The organism is Novosphingobium guangzhouense (assembly GCF_002896965.1).
Lineage (GTDB): Bacteria > Pseudomonadota > Alphaproteobacteria > Sphingomonadales > Sphingomonadaceae > Novosphingobium > Novosphingobium guangzhouense.
The window spans coordinates 1-16,940 of the sequence record NZ_LYMM01000072.1; the positions used below are offsets into that span (position 1 = coordinate 1).

At 58.9% G+C, this 16,940-nt stretch carries 14 protein-coding genes and 1 pseudogene; 9 read left to right on the plus strand and 6 right to left on the minus strand.

What is annotated here, in order from left to right; translation table 11 throughout:
- The coding region (locus A8V01_RS22650) for an IS110 family RNA-guided transposase (protein WP_245892782.1) at positions 1–709 on the plus strand (709 nt) is incomplete at its 5' end.
- Between the two features lie 313 nt (positions 710–1,022).
- A pseudogene (locus A8V01_RS22655) lies at positions 1,023–1,391 on the plus strand (transposase); the annotation flags it as partial.
- Positions 1,392–1,393: 2 nt separating this feature from the next.
- On the opposite strand, the gene A8V01_RS22660 reads toward A8V01_RS22655, so the two are convergent.
- The 4 genes from A8V01_RS22660 to A8V01_RS22675 form a co-directional block, all read right to left on the minus strand.
- Positions 1,394–2,062 (minus strand): TetR/AcrR family transcriptional regulator, encoded by a 669-nt coding sequence (locus tag A8V01_RS22660; RefSeq protein ID WP_103098538.1) that lies wholly within the window; start codon positions 2,060–2,062, stop codon positions 1,394–1,396.
- A gap of 358 nt (positions 2,063–2,420) precedes the next feature.
- Entirely contained in the window at positions 2,421–2,918 is a 498-nt protein-coding gene (locus tag A8V01_RS22665) for an aromatic-ring-hydroxylating dioxygenase subunit beta (protein ID WP_245892783.1), read from the minus strand.
- Entirely contained in the window at positions 2,915–4,090 is a 1,176-nt protein-coding gene (locus tag A8V01_RS22670; protein ID WP_008829815.1) for an aromatic ring-hydroxylating oxygenase subunit alpha, read from the minus strand. The genes A8V01_RS22665 and A8V01_RS22670 overlap by 4 nt, the downstream gene beginning before the upstream one ends.
- A 43-nt stretch (positions 4,091–4,133) precedes the next feature.
- Positions 4,134–5,120, minus strand: coding sequence for a dihydrodipicolinate synthase family protein (locus A8V01_RS22675; RefSeq protein WP_008829814.1), 987 nt, complete (start codon positions 5,118–5,120; stop codon positions 4,134–4,136).
- Between the two features lie 149 nt (positions 5,121–5,269).
- Here A8V01_RS22675 and A8V01_RS22680 point away from each other — a divergent pair, with 149 nt between their 5' ends.
- Positions 5,270–6,058: a 1,6-dihydroxycyclohexa-2,4-diene-1-carboxylate dehydrogenase gene (locus A8V01_RS22680; protein ID WP_024020828.1), complete on the plus strand. Its 789-nt coding sequence runs from the start codon at positions 5,270–5,272 to the stop codon at positions 6,056–6,058.
- A gap of 19 nt (positions 6,059–6,077) precedes the next feature.
- Here A8V01_RS22680 and A8V01_RS22685 read toward each other — a convergent pair whose 3' ends face one another.
- The gene (locus A8V01_RS22685; protein ID WP_103098539.1) at positions 6,078–7,304 is read right to left on the minus strand and encodes an NAD(P)/FAD-dependent oxidoreductase; all 1,227 of its coding nucleotides are present in this window, start codon (positions 7,302–7,304) and stop codon (positions 6,078–6,080) included.
- A gap of 107 nt (positions 7,305–7,411) precedes the next feature.
- Positions 7,412–9,058 carry a sigma-54-dependent Fis family transcriptional regulator gene (locus tag A8V01_RS22690; RefSeq protein WP_103098540.1) on the minus strand — a complete coding sequence of 549 codons (1,647 nt, stop codon included), beginning with the start codon at positions 9,056–9,058 and terminating at the stop codon, positions 7,412–7,414.
- Positions 9,059–9,232: 174 nt separating this feature from the next.
- Here A8V01_RS22690 and A8V01_RS22695 point away from each other — a divergent pair, with 174 nt between their 5' ends.
- The 6 genes from A8V01_RS22695 to A8V01_RS22720 all read left to right on the plus strand — a co-directional run bounded on the left by A8V01_RS22695 (position 9,233) and on the right by A8V01_RS22720 (position 16,857).
- Entirely contained in the window at positions 9,233–10,621 is a 1,389-nt protein-coding gene (locus tag A8V01_RS22695) for an aromatic ring-hydroxylating dioxygenase subunit alpha (RefSeq protein ID WP_245892784.1), read from the plus strand.
- Positions 10,614–11,141, plus strand: coding sequence for an aromatic-ring-hydroxylating dioxygenase subunit beta (locus A8V01_RS22700; RefSeq protein ID WP_024020830.1), 528 nt, complete (start codon positions 10,614–10,616; stop codon positions 11,139–11,141). Before A8V01_RS22695 ends, A8V01_RS22700 begins: the two co-directional genes overlap by 8 nt.
- A 25-nt stretch (positions 11,142–11,166) precedes the next feature.
- Entirely contained in the window at positions 11,167–12,534 is a 1,368-nt protein-coding gene (locus A8V01_RS22705) for an aromatic ring-hydroxylating dioxygenase subunit alpha (protein WP_103098541.1), read from the plus strand.
- Between the two features lie 14 nt (positions 12,535–12,548).
- On the plus strand, positions 12,549–13,100 hold the full coding sequence (locus A8V01_RS22710; protein WP_008828561.1) for a 3-phenylpropionate/cinnamic acid dioxygenase subunit beta: 552 nt from the start codon (positions 12,549–12,551) through the stop codon (positions 13,098–13,100).
- Positions 13,101–13,150: 50 nt separating this feature from the next.
- On the plus strand, positions 13,151–15,691 hold the full coding sequence (locus A8V01_RS22715) for a TonB-dependent receptor (RefSeq protein ID WP_103098542.1): 2,541 nt from the start codon (positions 13,151–13,153) through the stop codon (positions 15,689–15,691).
- Positions 15,692–15,774: 83 nt separating this feature from the next.
- Positions 15,775–16,857, plus strand: a complete 1,083-nt coding sequence (locus tag A8V01_RS22720) for an alkane 1-monooxygenase (RefSeq protein WP_103098543.1) — start codon at positions 15,775–15,777, stop codon at positions 16,855–16,857.
- Positions 16,858–16,940: the final 83 nt, after the last annotated feature.

Here is a 16,940-nt window from a genome sequence, read left to right on the forward strand (position 1 = left end):
ATTAGTCACAGCCAAAATGTTGTTAGCACACCCGGTTTTGCTGCCAAACTCGACCCTAGCAAAATCAAGTACTTACGATCTCGTGTTCACTGCGCGTTCCGCCAGCGCTGTCCAACTTGGGCTTGATCGCGGTATCGCCTTTGCCAAGTCGATCACCCGGGCGAGGCGCATGATCCCGGACATACTCGCGCGTGCCGATACCGGCCTGTCGACTATGGCGCGTGAGACCATTGCCGAGCTCTGGGATTTTTTCTGCGATCTCGATCGTCGCATCACGCATTTCGACAAGAAAATCGATGCCGTCTTCAAAGCGAGCGAGTCCTGTCAGCGCGTCGCCAGGATCAAAGGCGTTGGGCCCAAAACGGCCACAGCCATCGTCGCGGCGGTCGGCGATGGTTCGGATTTTAGGAATGGGCGCCACATGGCAGCCTGGCTTGGGCTGGTACCGCGCCAGTTTTCGAGCGGTGACAAGGCCGTGCTCATGGGCATCTCGAAACGAGGAAGCCAGCATCTGCGCAGCCTATTGGTTCACGGCGCGCGTGCCGTCGTGAGAACGGCACCCAATAAGAATGATCCCATGAGCCAATGGGCCAACCAGCTTCGGGAGCGACGCGGCTTCAACCGCGCAACGGTTGCCATCGCCAATAAGAACGCACGGATAATCTGGGCCGTGCTTCGAACGGGCGATCATTACCGCGCCGCCGCCTGAAGAACCCAACCAGTTTGCGAGTTGACGGAGAAATGGACTGCACTGATCGAGCCGACGCGCGACGAACCTGACTATTATCGAGGTCCTTGAGGCCTACCAGCTGTAGAGGTGCGCGTGTGCGGATTCCCCATTTGGGCGCTTTGGGCAACCAGCTGACGCCGGATAGATGTTTGCAACTGATCCAAGCAGAATGTTTCAATGCCGCTTGCAAAGGGAGAGCCGTCCATCGAGATAGTAGGTCTGAACCGATATGCCGGCTTTGCGGCACACCTCCTCGACGGTCGTACCATCCTCGGCCTGCTTGAATGGACGCGATCTGGTGCATGCTGTGATCCGCACGCCCCACATTCAGGACCGCGACGGAGTCCCAATGGTGCTACGCGAAATCATCGCGCGCTTTTGGTATCTGCGGCACGTCTTCGCAAATGGCGGCTATGCTGGCGACAAACTCAGGAAGGCTCTGCGGCGAATGGCGAAATGGACCATCGAAACCATCAAACGGTCAGATACCGCCAAAGGCTTCGAGGTGCTGCCCGGCCGCTGGGTGGTCGAACGGACGTTGGCATGGCTCAACCGAAACCGATGCCTAGCAGAGGACTTCGAGAAAACCATCGCTTCGGCAAAGGCTTGGGTCTTCATCCCGCCCGTTCAAATCGTCATCCGACGTATCGCAAGACTATGAAATCAATCCGCATGATGACGAACCAGGCACTTATGGTAAATCTTCATAAAAATCTGTACCGCGCGATCAGCGATTTGGTCGGCTAGAATGTTGTTTGCGTGTCGCAACTCCAGTGTCAACCTTCGATTTAATCCTGAGGTGCAAAGATCAAGTAACAGCATAGCCGCGTCATCCGGATCTTCGTCGTATAAAGAATTAGCTAAAAATAAGGAAACTTGATCTCGAAAATACAAAAATGTATTAGGGTAGAAAATATTTCCTAACTTGGGAATGCGCCGATTGTTGATAATTATCATTCGCTCGATTTCGATGGTGTCATCTCGCATCAAGAAATGGCAAAATCTTTTCGAAGATAAATTCAACATACTGGTTATACTACTACATTCGGAAATATCGAGATCAAGAAAACTTCTAAAAAACGGAACTTTCAATTCAATAGCGGCAACAGCAATGTCTTCCTTGTGATCAAAATATTGCCAAAGAGTGCTCTTCGACCCGCCCAATATACTAGAAATATCAGACATAGTGACATTATCGTAGCCACTCTCTAAAAATGCATTCATCGCAACGTTTACGATATTTTTGCGACGCGCACTTTTTTTCAGTTCTCTCTTTGAACTGATTGATAGGACATTTTTTTGCCGCATAAATCCTACATGGCTTCGGATCATCGAAAAAAATGGTGCTCAATAATGTCAGTGACAGATTAAGGAAATTAAGGAAAATTAATTTCTTGATAAGAATATGATTATATTATACTAATTCTAGATATTATTCTTGCCGCTAAGCTTTCTCTAAGTGGCTGTCCTCGCTTAATTTTTCTCCACGTATTATAGCTTATCCCAAGCTCTTTCTGTAACATTGAAGCCGTTCTTCCAGTTGAAAAGCGTATAATTTTATCCGCGATATCTTTTGGCAATTTCACCATCTTACATTGTGAACTCATATCGAAATCTTCCGAAGATTACTGCTAAAGCTATAATATAGATCGGTATTTCTCTGGAATATTTAGCTATATTGCATAACTTTTCATATCGGGTAGACAAGATATCGCGGGAGTACTGACGTATCCAATTCGGCACGGCGGGACAGAAACTTGGCCCGACCATCGCCCGAAAGCCGAACCATATCGAGATAGCGACCTGCGGCAAGAATTTGAGTGACCCCGGTATCCATCGGCGTCATGAAAACCGAAAAGTTGGACATGGCCTCTGCTGTGCTGGCATCGACCTGCCGATGGCTGACCCGCTGAACGAAATGGCGAGTGCGGTAGTCCTGAAAGGTCCCTGCCCAGATCTCTGTGACATAAATGACGCGATCTTCCAGTCGCGCCCTACAATCGTCGAACATGAAGCCGAGTTCGAGGTTATGTTCTGTGTTCTCGGCCGCACGGCAGTAATAAGATGCCTGTTCTTCCTCGGCATAGTTAGTGAGCCAGCCTGTCATGTCTTTGCTGTCGAGCGCGTTGGCGTCCGCCAGCAGCAGGCGGTCAAGAGCGCCTTCCAGTTTGGTGGGCGAAAGCATCATGCTTGTGCCCTTTCGAATCCCATCACCGAGCGGTAATATTCCCAGCGCGGAAGGTTACCGCTTTCATCGTTCTGCGAAAACTCGGACTCGAGCTTGGCAGGATCACGCACGCCTTTCTGGAAGATCGCATTGCCAGGCGTGTGGCTGCCGATGTGGATCCGGTGGAAGATCGAAGCGTCTTCCATGCTAATTAAACCGCATGGACCCAGTAAATTGGAGCTTTGCCGTAACCGGTGGCGAAGCATGTCCGCATCGTCGTTCTGGTGGGCGAAATAGGCGTAGTGGACCTCGGTCGTTTCGGCATCGATTGGGGTCGCGAAGCGCAGGTTTATGACGTCGAGATGTTTGGTTGAAACGAAAGTCGGGAACAACTGGACGATGCGTGACCCGACCGATGGATCCTGCCCTTTGAAGGCAATCAGATCCTTATCTTTTAGAACGCTGGGACCGCTCGCCACGGAGAGTGCCGACTCGAAACAGACATGGCCGCGTTTCGTGGCGGTATACTGCCGCCCTTTGCCGCCCTGCCAATTGAGCATCTTGAATGCCGCGTGGAGCAGCGGGGCATGGTAGCCGTCGTTGTCGTTGTAACCCTTCCAGTTGCTGTCATAGCGAACCTTCTGATAGCCCAGCAGTTTAAGGCGACCGTCGCCCGCCATCAGTTCGCGCAGGGTTTCTCCTGCTTCGCCGAGAAACTGGTCAAGGGGTTCTGTCTCAGCCGAGAACGTCACGAATATCAGGCCGTAGAACAGATCGAAGCGCGGCTGCCCCAAGGGGTAGTCCGCCTTGTCGAAACCGGGTACGAATTCGCGCGGGTTGGGACATCCAACAAGCTCGCCCTTGGCACTGAACAGCCAACGGTGATAGGGGCATTCGAACTCGGTTTTGTTACCCATTACCGCAGTTTCGAGCTGGTTGCTGCGATGCGAGCAGGCATTGTAAAACACGCGAACCTCGCCCCCTTCATCCCGCGAGATCAACAGCGGGATTCCTGCGAGGCGGATCGTCCGGAAATCGCCTGGGTTGGGCAACTCGCTTTCGTGCGCAACCGGATGCCATTCCGGGCCGTGAAATATCCGCTTGATCTCTTCCAAGTAGAGATCCGATCGCGTAAAGGCCGCCTTGGGAACTTCGTTATAATTCTTCGGCCAGGTCAAGGTCGCGTCAGCCATCCTCTTGCTCCCGCATTTCCAGTGATCGTTTATCTGACCGTCTTCAACGCTCTGTTTCGAGCGCTTTGCCCAGTTCGGCCCACATCCGGCCCGAATTACGCGCGCCTTCGAGATAGCTTTCGGGACATAAGTGATAGGGTGGGCGGCAAGGTCCGGCGTTCATCCATCCACCGGCGGTCATCCGCGCCTTTTCCAGCGGAATGTTGTAGGTGGAGAATTCCTTGAAGCTGCCATTGGGAAACAGCGTTGCTGCCGTGGGCGCGAGCCGCCCCATGAAGGTCTTGGCCTTGCTCCAGTCGCCGGTGGCGCGGGCCTGTGCGACGAGATCGCGCAATGTCGTACTGACGAGAGGATGGCAGACCGCGCCGCTTGTCCAGAAGGCATCGACCGAATCGTCCATCCGCGCCGCGCCATAGTAATCGAAGTCGATCGGCAGCAGCTTGATCCGCCCCTTGATTGCGGCCAGATCGGGCAGCAGTGTGCCAACACCGATATACTTGGCAGTAACAACTTGGGGGATTTCGGCGACCTGACCCCAGAAATGGCGCGGGAAATCGAACTTGAATGCTTCGGGATTGGCATAGATTGCAATATTGATATCGGGCACCGCCTCAGCGACATCCTTGTAGAACTGGACCGCGACATCGACGCTCGGCGCGCACCACATCGGTACGCCCAGCATCGTCCCGGTCGCGCCGATATCGACTGCCTCGCGGGTCAGCGCGATGGTGTCGCGGGTGTTGATACAGGTTGTGCCGACAAACACCGGAACCCGGCCCGCTGCGGCATCTACGATAGTCTTCATAAAGACGAGCTTTTCGTCAAGCGTCATGGTCGCGGCCTCGCCCAGCGTTCCCATACTCAGGATGCCGTCGACTCCGGCCTCGATCAGGCCGTTGACCATGCGGGCTGCTTCGTCGACATTAACCGTATCAGTGGCGCGCCAATCGGTAGCACCTTCCTTGGCGGGCGTCGGCACGATCGCCCAGGCACCCTTTATATCAGCAGCAGTCAGCAGTTCACGCGCCACGCAACATCTCCCAAAGATTTTCAATCATTAGCCAATATGTAACGCATTGCCCACGGTCTTGGCAAGGGAGGAATGCGGATTTATGAAGCCGAATGTGACTAGGGTTGCACCCGTCCGGTCGGACGGGTGCGGGTTTGGAGAAATCAGAGATGACAGACGCAAACGTAAGATTTGCAGGCAAGATCGCGATTGTCACGGGAGCAGCCCAGGGCATCGGCTTTGCTACGGCCCAGCGCCTAGGGCGAGAAGGCGCCACAGTCGTCGTTGCCGATCGTGCAGAACAGGCGACACTGGATGCGGTTGCGCGACTTATGGCCGAATCTGTCGACGCTCACCCCGCCATTCACGACCTCGAGCAACAGGCTGGAGCCGCTGCCCTGTACAACGCTGTAAGCGATAAATTCGGGCGGATCGACGTGGCCGTCCATAATGTCGGTGGCACGATCTGGGCCAAGCCTTATTGGGAATACACCACCGAAGAAATCGTCGCCGAAATTAATCGCTCGTTGTGGCCGACGCTGTGGTGTTGCCATGCAGTGCTGCCCCACATGCGCGCGGCGGGTCGCGGCGCGATCGTCAACATCGGCTCGGTGGCAACGCGCGGGGTCAATCGCGTGCCCTACGCGGCTGCGAAAGGTGGCGTGGCGGCGCTGACCGCTGCGTTGTCGCTGGAACTGGAGGATTGTGGCATCAGGGTAAATTGCGTGGCTCCTGGCGGGGTCAACGTGACCCGTGTCACCCCGCGTAATACCGCTCCGCATTCCGACGCGGACCGCAAGGGCTTTGGCGAGGTGATGGAGCAGACCTTGCGCGATACCCCGCTGGGTCGCTTCGGCGAGCCCGAGGAACTGGCCGCCGCGATCTGCTTTCTAGCCGCCGACGAGGCGTCCTACATCACCGGCCAAACCCTCTACGTCGCAGGTGGCGGGATCGGCTGATCCCGCCCGCCTTACAAGCCTAACCAGCCTGCTTGAGGATTTCGCGGAGCGACACATCGGCATCGGCCAGCTGCGCGGCCTGGGCATTGGCTCGGCGCTCGATCAGCCGTTTGCCGATGCCCATGTCTGGGGCGCGGTTGACAGTCAGGATGCCCTCGATCATCTCGCCTGACTGGAAGAATGCGGTAAACTGGTTGCTTGCCATGTCTCCACGCAGGGTTACCTCGGCTTGCACCGGGATATGGCCGCAGAACTGGATATTGAGATCGAACTGGTCGCTCCAGTACCACACCGGCTTGCAGTAATCGACGCCCTGCCCGAGCACGGCGAGCGCCGCGGCCTGAGCCTGATCGGCAGCATTCTGGTAGGTTTCCTGGCGGATATGGCCGCCGAAGAAGCTCTCCTGTTCGGCCACGTCGCCGGCGGCAAAGACATTCTCATTGCTGGTGCGGCACCGCCGATCGACGATGATGCCGTTATTGGTGACGATGCCTGCGTCCCGGGCTAGGCTGATTTCCGGCACTATCCCGACCCCGACTACCACGGCATCGCAATCCACCAGTGATCCGTCATCGAGTTCGACCTGCGTCACCCGCCCGTCAAGCACCTTCATCGCGTTCACGCCGCGTCCGAAGCGGGTGTCGACGCCGCGCTGGCGATGTTCCTCGCCCAGCCATTGCCCGAACTGCGGCCCGAGCGCGCGAATCATAGGCGCGGCAAGCGGTTCGATCGCGGTCACTCGGCACCCCAGCTTGACCGCGCTGGCCGCGACTTCAGCCCCGATCACACCCATGCCGATGATGACGATCCGGGCGCCGTCCCTGAGGTCCGTCGCCATCCGGGTGGCATCGTCCCGGGTGCGCAGGTAATGCACGTTGGCGGCGTCGGCACCCTCCATGTTGAGCTTGCGGGCGGAACCACCGGTGGTCAGCAGGATGCGGTCGGCTTGGACCAGGTCTCCGCCCGTCAGGCGCACAGCGCTCGCCGCCAGGTCGAGCGCTTCGGCACGCGTGCCAAGCCGCATTTCGATGCGGTTGGCGGCGTACCAGGCCTCGTCATGAAGGAAGAAATTGTCCGGTACATTGGCCGGATCCCACAACACCTCCTTGGACAGGGGCGGGCGCTCGTAGGGCCGCCACGGTTCTTCGCCGATAAGGGTGATCCGGCCATCGAAGCCAGCCTGGCGCAAGGACTCCACCGCGCGGCCACCCGCAAGATTTGCTCCGACCACGGCTACCGATTTCATGCGATTCTCCCAACTTTGCGTGCTTTCCCGGTCTTATTGCCGGAAGGCGCACCTCCCTATAGACCTTCTTTGCACAATATGCAATGCGTTGCGAGAGTTAACGCGCGCTAGGCGGATTCCTGGATTTCCATTTTTTCAAGACGCAAGGCGAGCTGCCGACGGGTAAAGCCTAAGGTGCGCGCCGCGCGAGCAACGTTGCCCCCACTTGCATCAAGGGCCTCGCGGATCACCAGCCCTTCCATTTCCAGCAGGCTTCCGCCCTCATCGACGATCAGATCCAGCATCTGGCGCACCAAGTCGGCGCGACTACCAACATTGTCAACGGCGCTGATCCTGCCATCGTTGGTCATGCACATCGCCGGCTTCAATTCGAGGCCGTCGGTTTCCAAGAACAGGTGTCTGACGTCGATCGCTCGTCCGTCGTCCGCCAACAGCACCGCGCGTTCCACCATTCGCTCAAGTTCGCGCACATTGCCCGGGAAATCGTAAGCCAACAGCGCGTTAATCGCCCGCGGAGTGAAGCCCGATACTGTTCGGCCATGGCGCAGGGCATAACGCAGACGGAAGTGTTCCAGCAGCACCGGAATGTCCTCGCGGCGCTGGCGCAGCGGCGGCACCCGGACCGGTAAAGTCGATATCCGGTAGAACAAGTCGGCACGAAACGTGCCTTCCCGCACCGCCTCGTTAAGTTCCACATTCGATGCTGCGATCAATCGGACATCCACCTTGATCGTCCGCGTATCGCCGACCCGCTCGAACTCACCTTCCTGGACAGCGCGCAGAATCTTCGATTGTGCAAGTGGCGACAGTGTCGATATCTCGTCCAGGAACAGCGTGCCGCCATTGGCCAGCTCGAACCGACCGGGCCGGGCGGCAACCGCGCCAGTATAGGCCCCCTTGGCCACGCCGAACAGCTCCGATTCGATCAGCCCCTCAGGGATCGCCGCGCAGTTGAGCGCGATGAACGGCTCCGCCTCGCGCGTGCTCAGCCGATGAGCGAGCTTGGCCAGCACTTCCTTGCCGACCCCGGTCTCGCCCATTAACAGCAGCGTCGCATTGCTCGCTGCGGTGCGTTCGATCATGGTCTTGGCTGAGAGGAACGCTGCCGATATCCCAATCACCGTTTGGCTCGCATCATGCCACGTTTCGGACAGGACCAGCGGCGTCGCGGCCAATTCGAGGTCGTCCAACTGATCCCATTCGGGTTTTGGTTTGGCGTGAAGTACGCAGGCGGCATCGCCTCGCCCCGCACACTCCACTTCGCGCATGATGATCGGTTGTCCCGCGAAGGTTGTGGCAAAGCCGCTTGCAAAGCCGGTCTGCATCCAGCACACCGGATCGGTGCTGTGCCCCATCGCGTTGAGATGGATCGCCGCCTCCATCGAATCGTGGACCGTGAACCGGCCTTCGAAATGCCCCCGCGAGGGATCGTTTTCAAGAGTTTCGATCTGGGTCCAGCCGAACCCGGTCAAGGCGTGTGCCTGCGGTCCGACCGCGAATGCTTCGAGATAATCACCATCCGGGCGCAATTTCTTCGCGCCGATCGCGCACCGTGCGCCTTCGGCAAAACCGACACCCCAGAAGAACCGGCTGGCCGCTTCTAGCCCCAATTCGGCCACCAGGCGGCTGCGCCAGCTGGCCAGTGCCGCTTGGCTGAGCAGTACGCAGCGTTCACCATCATGCCAGATCCGGCCCATTTCCGGTGAGAACAGCAGCTTGCTGGCAAGGTCGGCGTATCCTGGGAGCGTCTCCATCCGGTCAGCTTATCAGATTCGTAACTTCCGGCCCAGACTTAAGCGTCGACATTAACATATACGTCGATCTGCACTGTGCCTCGCCGTGGGATTGACCAACCGGACTGCGGTAAATCGGCCCAAAAACGATATTGGCACGATTCGTGCTTATAACCGTCCCGACAAGAAAAATCGATGGCGGCTTTAGCCATGCTGTTGGGAGAGGATGAAATGAACGACAACATTGCCGATCTGGTTGATTCACGCACCGGGCGCCAATCGCGCTCGATCTACGCGAGCGAAGACATCTATCGGCAGGAACTTGAGCGGATCTTCGGGCGCTGCTGGCTGTTCCTGGTCCACACCAGCCAGATTCCGAAGCCGGGCGACTATTTCCGCACCTTTATGGGCGAAGACGATGTGATCGTGATCCGCCAGAAGGACGGGTCGATCAAGGCGTTCCTTAACAGCTGCACCCACCGCGGCAACCGGATCTGCCGCGCCGATCGCGGCAATGCGCGCGCCTTCACCTGCAACTATCACGGCTGGTCTTTTTCCCCGGACGGCGCGCTCGCCGGGGTGCCGCTGGAAAACGAGGCCTATTTCGGCGAACTCGACCGCACCAAGTTCGGCCTGATCCCGGTGACGAAAGTGGCCGAGTACAAGGGCCTGGTGTTCGGCTGCTGGGATGCCAATTCGCCCAGCCTCGATGACTATCTGGGCGATGCCAAGTTTTTCCTCGATGTCTGGCTGGATGCCATGCCGGGCGGATCGGCACTGCTCGGCGAGACGCAGAAGATGGTGCTGGGCACCAACTGGAAGCTGCCAGTCGAGAACGTCTGCGGCGATGGCTATCACCTGGGCTGGGCACATGCCGGCGCGATGGCAGCAGTCCAGTCGATGGACCTCACCGGGCTCAGCGTCGGCAATTCCGGGGTCGATCTCGATGGCGGGCTGTCGGTCGCCGGCATGAACGGGCACATGGTCTTGAGCGCGCTCGACGGCGTTTCCGGCTACGCCTTCTATCCTGATCCCAAGCCGATCCTCGAATACCTGGAGGCCAACCGCCAGACGGTGATCGACCGTCTGGGCGAAGTGCGCGGCAGGCAGGTGTGGGGTGCGCAGGTCAACATAACCATTTTCCCCAACCTGCAACTGCTGCCCGGGCTCAACTGGTTCCGGGTCTATCATCCAAAGGGTCCCACCCAGATCGAACAGTGGACCTGGGCCATGGCCGAAAACGACATGCCCGAGGCGGTGAAAGCGCAGATTCTCGAAAACCAGTGCCTGACCTTCGGCTTGGCGGGCCTTTTCGACAACGACGATGGCGACAATCTGACCGCCTGCACCGAACAGTCGCGCGGCTGGCGCACGGCGCAGATGGATGTCTACACCAACATGGCGCTGGGCCGCTCGGGCAAGCGCGAGGGCTTCCCCGGCGATATCGCCTCCGGCTTGGTAAGCGAACACAACCAGCGCTATTTCTACCGCCGCTGGCAAGAGCACATGATGGCGGAAACCTGGGCCGAAGTGCCCACGTACAACATTAACTCGCTGACCGACGAGGAGGCCGAGCATGCTTGACCGACCGCTTGCCCCTCCCCCGGTGGAGGTGATCGTTGCAGTTACCCAGGCACTCCACCGCGAAGCCCGGCTGCTCGACAACGAAGATCTCGACGGCTGGCTGGCCATGCTTGGCAAAGACGTCAGCTATCGCCTGGAACTGAAGAGCCGAAGGTTCCGCGCTGACCGTTCGCCGCCTTTTCCACTTGGCCCAGGGGTAATCTTCAACGAGGATCTGGGTAGGCTGAAAATGCGGGTGGATCGCCTGAAATCCGGCTTCGTCTGGGCCGAAGATCCGCCCAACTACATCCGCCGCGCTGTCTCCAACGTCGAGGTGCTGGCCACCCGGGCCGATAACGAGGTGCGGGTCCATTCGGTGCTGGGGATGCACCGCAATCGGATCGATGGCACCACCCGCCTGCTCACCGCCGGACGCACTGACCTCTGGCGCAGCGAAGGCAGCGCTTGGCTGCTGGCCGCGCGCGAAATCGTGCTGGACCATTCCGTGCTGCCGGACAGCAACCTCAACGCCTTTTTCTGAACAAGCCTGACGGGAGAGAACAATCATGCGCTTCGAACGGATCGGTCGCGAACCGGATTATTCACGCTACATGGACCTCAAGGAAGGCTGGCTTGACCGCCGGATCTTTTCGGATGCGGACATCTACGAGGAGGAGCTGTACCGCATCTTCGCGCGGTCGTGGCTGTTCGTTGCCCACGAAAGCCAGATCCCAAACAGCGGGGACTTCCTGACGACCCACATGGGTGAAGACGCGGTGATCGTCGCGCGCCAGCCCGACGGTTCGATCCGGGTCATGCTCAATTCCTGCCCGCACCGCGGCAATAAGGTGTGCTTCGCCGATGCCGGGAACACCCGTCGGTTCGTCTGCAATTACCACGGCTGGGCGTTTGACACCGCCGGCGACCTCAAGGGCATGCACGAGGAATATTGCTACGACGCGGGCGATATCGACTTCAAGAACCATGGCCTCAAGAACGTCGCCAAGGTCGGCAACTACAAGGGCTTGGTGTTCGCCACCTTCAACAGCGATGCGCCGAGCCTGGAAGCCTGGCTAGGCGATTTCCGGTGGTATCTCGACATGATCCTCGACAACGAGGAAGGCGGCACCGAATTCATTGGCGGCTGCATCAAGTCGGTGATCAGCGCGAACTGGAAGTTCGGGGTCGAGAACTTCATCGGCGACGCTTACCACGCCGGCTGGACGCATGATTCGGGCACTCGGTCGATGAACAACGGCCAGCCGTTCCCGCCGATCGACATGGATAATTCCTATCACGCCAGCGTGAACGGCCACGGCTGGGAATTCGGCACCGAAGGCGTGGGCGACCTCTTCCTGCTCGGGCGCCCCAAGGTGATGGACTATTACAACAAGATCCGCCCGAAGATGGCAGAACGCCTGGGCGAGATGCGCTCGAAGATCTTCGGTTCGGTCGCCTCGGCATCGATCTTCCCCAACGTCTCGTTCCTGCCGGGCATTTCCACCTTCCGCCAGTGGCAACCCAAGGGGCCGATGCAATTCGAATTGAAGACCTGGGTGATCGTCAACAAGAACATGCCCGACGACATCAAGGAGGAAGTGACCAAAGGCGTGATGCAGACCTTTGGCCCCGGTGGCACCTTCGAGATGGATGACGGCGAAAACTGGGAAAACTGCACCACCGTCAACCGCGGCGTCGTCACCCGGCACGAGCGCCTGCACTATCGCTGCGGGATCGGCCGCCAGATCGAACACGATACCCTGCCGGGCATCGTCTATCGCGGCCAGTACAACGACGCCAACCAGCGCGGCTTCTATCAGCGCTGGCTCGACATGATGACCCATGACGAATTCGGCAAGATGCCGGCACGGCCCGAACCGCAGCTGGGCAATGTGGGCGAAACCCGCAATCTTCCCGGCCTGTTCGCGCTCTGAGAGGAACTACAGCTATGACCGACACCGCAACCCTCGAGCGCACATGTGAAGGGACTACCGCATCGCTCGAACTGACCCACGCGCTGACCCAGACGCTGTATCGCGAAGCACGGCTGCTCGACGATGAACACTACAAGGCCTGGGCCAGCATGCTGGCGGAAGACCTGCATTACCACATGCCGGGGATCGAAACCCGCTATCGCCGCGACAAGACCGAGCAGGTGACCGACCTGACCCGGATGGCCTATTACAACGACAGCAAGCCCGAAATCCTCAAGCGGCTTTCTCGGCTCGAGACCGGAACGGCCTGGTCGGAGGATCCGGCGACGCGCTACACCCATATCATCACCAACGTCGAGGTGGAGCTTACCGAAAAGGCCGACGAGTTCCGAGTCTATTCGAACTTCTATGCTTATCGCAATCGCAACGAACGCGACGAGGATTCGCTGATCGGCAACCGTATCGATATCTGGCGTCAGGTCGGCAACAGCTTTCAACTGGTCAAACGCCGAGCGATCCTCAAGCACAATGTAATGTTGAGCAAGAACCTCAACATCTACGTTTAGTCTATCCACCTTTATAAATAGTAATGATAAAAAACGAGGGAGAATGCCAAATGACAAACCGATTAATGTATTTCAGGAAAGCCGTCCTGCGCGCCAGCGCCTCGGCGATCGTAGTATCTACCGGGCTTGTGCCGATGACGGCGCATGCGCAGGATGCAGCAGCAAGCGAGCCTCAGGCCGAGGAGCAACGGGCCGGCGGTCTAGGTGAAATCATCGTGACTGCGCGCAAGCGGTCTGAGAACCTGCAGGAAACGCCGGTCGCGATCACCGCTATGAATGCCGAGATGCTCGAAGCGCGCGAAGTCAACAACGTCGCCCAGGTGGCCAAGTTCGCGCCCAACGTGAACATGTCGCCGGTTGCCAACATCTCCGGTTCCAGCGCCACGATCACCGCGTTCATCCGCGGCGTCGGTCAGACCGACTTCAACATTACCGTGGATACCGGCGTGGGCATCTATGTCGATGGCGTCTATGTCGCCCGCTCGGTCGGTGCGCTGCTCGACATGACCGACATCGCTGATGTGCAGATCCTGCGCGGGCCGCAGGGCACGTTGTTCGGCAAGAACACCATCGGCGGCGCGATCGTCGTCAATTCCGTCCAGCCGCAACACGAATTTGACCTGAAGCTCGAAGCGGCGACCGGCCGGTTCAACCGCGCCGATTTCAAGGGCATGATCAACGTGCCGCTGAGCGACAATCTCGCAATGCGCGCGGTTGCTTCCTATGAAACCCGCGACGGCTACCAGAAGCGTTTGTTCGACGGCGGCCGCCAGGGCAACAAGGACAGCTTCGGCGGACGCATTGCGTTCAAGTGGGAGCCGACCGATAAGCTGACCGTCAGCCTCAGCGGGGATATCAACATCCGCCGCGAAGAGCAGACGGCCATTTCGCTGCTCGAACTGCAGGACCAGAACGTGCCGCTGCGCTTCGTCGATATCCCGAACAGCGCGACGACACCCGGCGGCCCCAACCGCCAGATCGCTGCGCCCAGCTCGATGTATTTCTGGAACAAGATCCGCGTCACCGATGGCAGCTGTGGAGCACCTTGGGGCGGGTTTGGCGTTCCGGGTACCCTTGCGCCGACCGGCAACCCGGCCTGCGCCAGCACCCGCTGGATCACTGGCGACATCGACACCACCTGGGCTGGCGGCGTCAACCGGTCGGACTTCGATCTATGGGGCACGAACCTCACCCTCGATTACGATTTCGGCGATTTCAGCCTGAAGTCGATTTCGGCCTACCGCGACCAGAGTTCGCACATGGAATACGATTTCGACGGCACTCCGCATACGATCCTGCGGATCGCAAGCGATATCGATGTGTGGCAGGCCTCGCAGGAACTGCAGTTTACCGGAAGCCTGATGGATGGCCAGGTGAAGTTCGTTCTGGGCGGCTATTATCTCAAGGAAAAGGGCACTGACTACACCCCGATGGAATTCGGGTTTGCCCAGTTCTTTACTGGCGGCGACATCGACAACGACAGCTATGCCTCATACCTGCAGGCCACCTTCAAGGTGACCGACCGGTTCTCGATCACGCCGGGCATCCGCTACACTAACGAGACCAAGCGGTTCGACCCGTCTGTGCAGACGATCTTCAACGACCGCTCGCAACTCGATCCAGTGCTGGCATCGGTCTATCCGCAGGGCGCATTCGTCGCGTTCAGCCAGTGCCTCGTCGGACAGGCAAACCCGGCGGCCAACCTGTTCCCGTCAGGCCCGCTGGCCGGTTTCCCGCTACCGAACTGCACGCCTTCGGCGACCAACCCGGGCGGCAACCACACGATGCCGGCCATCGAGGTTTCGGCCAAGGCCAAGGAGTGGACCCCGGCGATCTCGGCGGACTACAAGATAACCGACAATTCGCTGATCTATGCGTCCTATTCGAAAGGCTTCAAGAACGGCGGGTTCAGCCAGCGCATCTTCCCGGCTGAAATCGCGATCCCCTCGTTCACGCCGGAATTCGTCGAATCCTACGAAATCGGCCTGAAGAACGAACTGTTCAACCGGCGCCTGCGCCTGAACATCGCGGCGTTCCTTTCCGATTACAGCGACATGCAGATCACTGTGAACGAAGGGATCGCTCCGAAGGTTCGCAACGCCGGTGCCGGCCGGATCAAGGGCTTCGAGATCGAAGGCGAAGCTGCCCCGATCGAACAGGTTCGCGTGAACTTCGGCGTGGGTTATCTCGATGCCTACTACACCAAGATCGATCCGAGCGCGGCGCCAGTCACGCTGGATTCGAAGTTCGCCTTCGTTCCCAAGTGGACAGCTTCGGCCGCGATCAACGCCGACGTCTATGAAGGCAGCATGGGCAAGCTGACCCTGCGCGGCGATTGGTCCTACCAGAGCGGCACCTTCAAGGATGCAGTCAACAGCCCGCAACTGTTCCAGCCCGCGTACAGCGTGTTCGGCACCAGTGCCTCGTTCACCGACAGGAGTGAGCACTTCACCCTGACTGCGGGCGTCACGAACCTGACCGACAAGCGCTATCTGCAGGGCGGCTATGTCGATCTCAACGTCGGCGGCGCCGCAACGGCCAGCTTCTCGCGTCCGCGCGAATGGTTCCTCAAGCTCGCCTACAAGTACTGATGAAGGCCCGAGGGCGGCGGACCGCCGCCCTCACCCTTGCCTCGACGGGCAAGGCCAGAACAGAATAACTAAGGAGAAATCCGATGGACGGACTGCGCTATTTTCTCATTCCGGTCATGACCTTGGCGGGCGTTATCGGATTCATGCTCGGCGGCAGCTACGTCTGGCTGGGCGCGGCGACCTTTCCGGTGTTGATGACGCTGGATATCCTGCTGCCGGCGGACCACAAGATGCGCGCGCAGGGCACGGCACTGCTTGGCGATTTCGCCATGTACCTCCAGCTCCCGTGCATGATCCTGCTGGTCTGGGCCTTTGCCCGATCGGTTGCGACCGCGATCAACCCGATCACCGGCGCCGACAATTCAAGCTGGCAACTGGCCGGATCGCTGCTCAGCCTGGGTTGGCTCTCGGCGGTGCCGACCCTGCCGGTGGCGCATGAGCTGATGCACCGCCGCCACTGGTTTCCTCGCTATGTCGCCAAGTGTCTGAGCGCGTTCTACGGCGACCCCAATCGCGATATTGCCCATATCGTCACCCACCACGTCCATCTCGACACGGCCAAGGATAGCGATACCCCTCGGCGCGGGCAGACCATCTACAGCTTCGTGTTCCAGGCGAGTTGGGGTTCCTACAAGGATACTTGGGAAAAGTCGGCCGAAATCCTCCGCAAGCTTGGCCATGCTTCGCTGGGATGGCGCAATCCGGTGTGGCTACTGCCGCTCTTATCGGGCAGTATCATCGTCTTTGTGGGCTTGACGGCAGGCCTTGGCGCGGCGCTGACCGCTGTCGGCGCGATGGTAATGGCCAAGATGTTCGTGGAGGGGTTCAACTACTTCCAGCACTATGGCCTGATCCGGGTCGAAGGGGCGCCGATCGAGCTCCATCACGCCTGGAACCACCTTGGCGCGATCGTCCGGCCGATCGGTGCGGAAATCACCAACCACATCAACCATCACCTTGACGGGCATATCCCCTTCTATGCGCTGAAGCCCGAACCGCAAGCGCCGCAGATGCCCTCACTGTTCCTGTGCTTCGCCGCCGGACTGATCCCGCCGGTCTGGTTCCGCTTCATCGCGCAACCGCGCCTCAAGGACTGGGACGAACGTTTCGCCACCCCCGGCGAACGCAAGCTGGACACCTCGAAGAACCGTCTGATTTCGGCATGATGGCGACGTGAAGGCGCGCAAATTGACGGTGAGCCCCGGTTTTTGGGTGCTGATCCGCTGATTTCCGTGTCGGAACCGGCTGC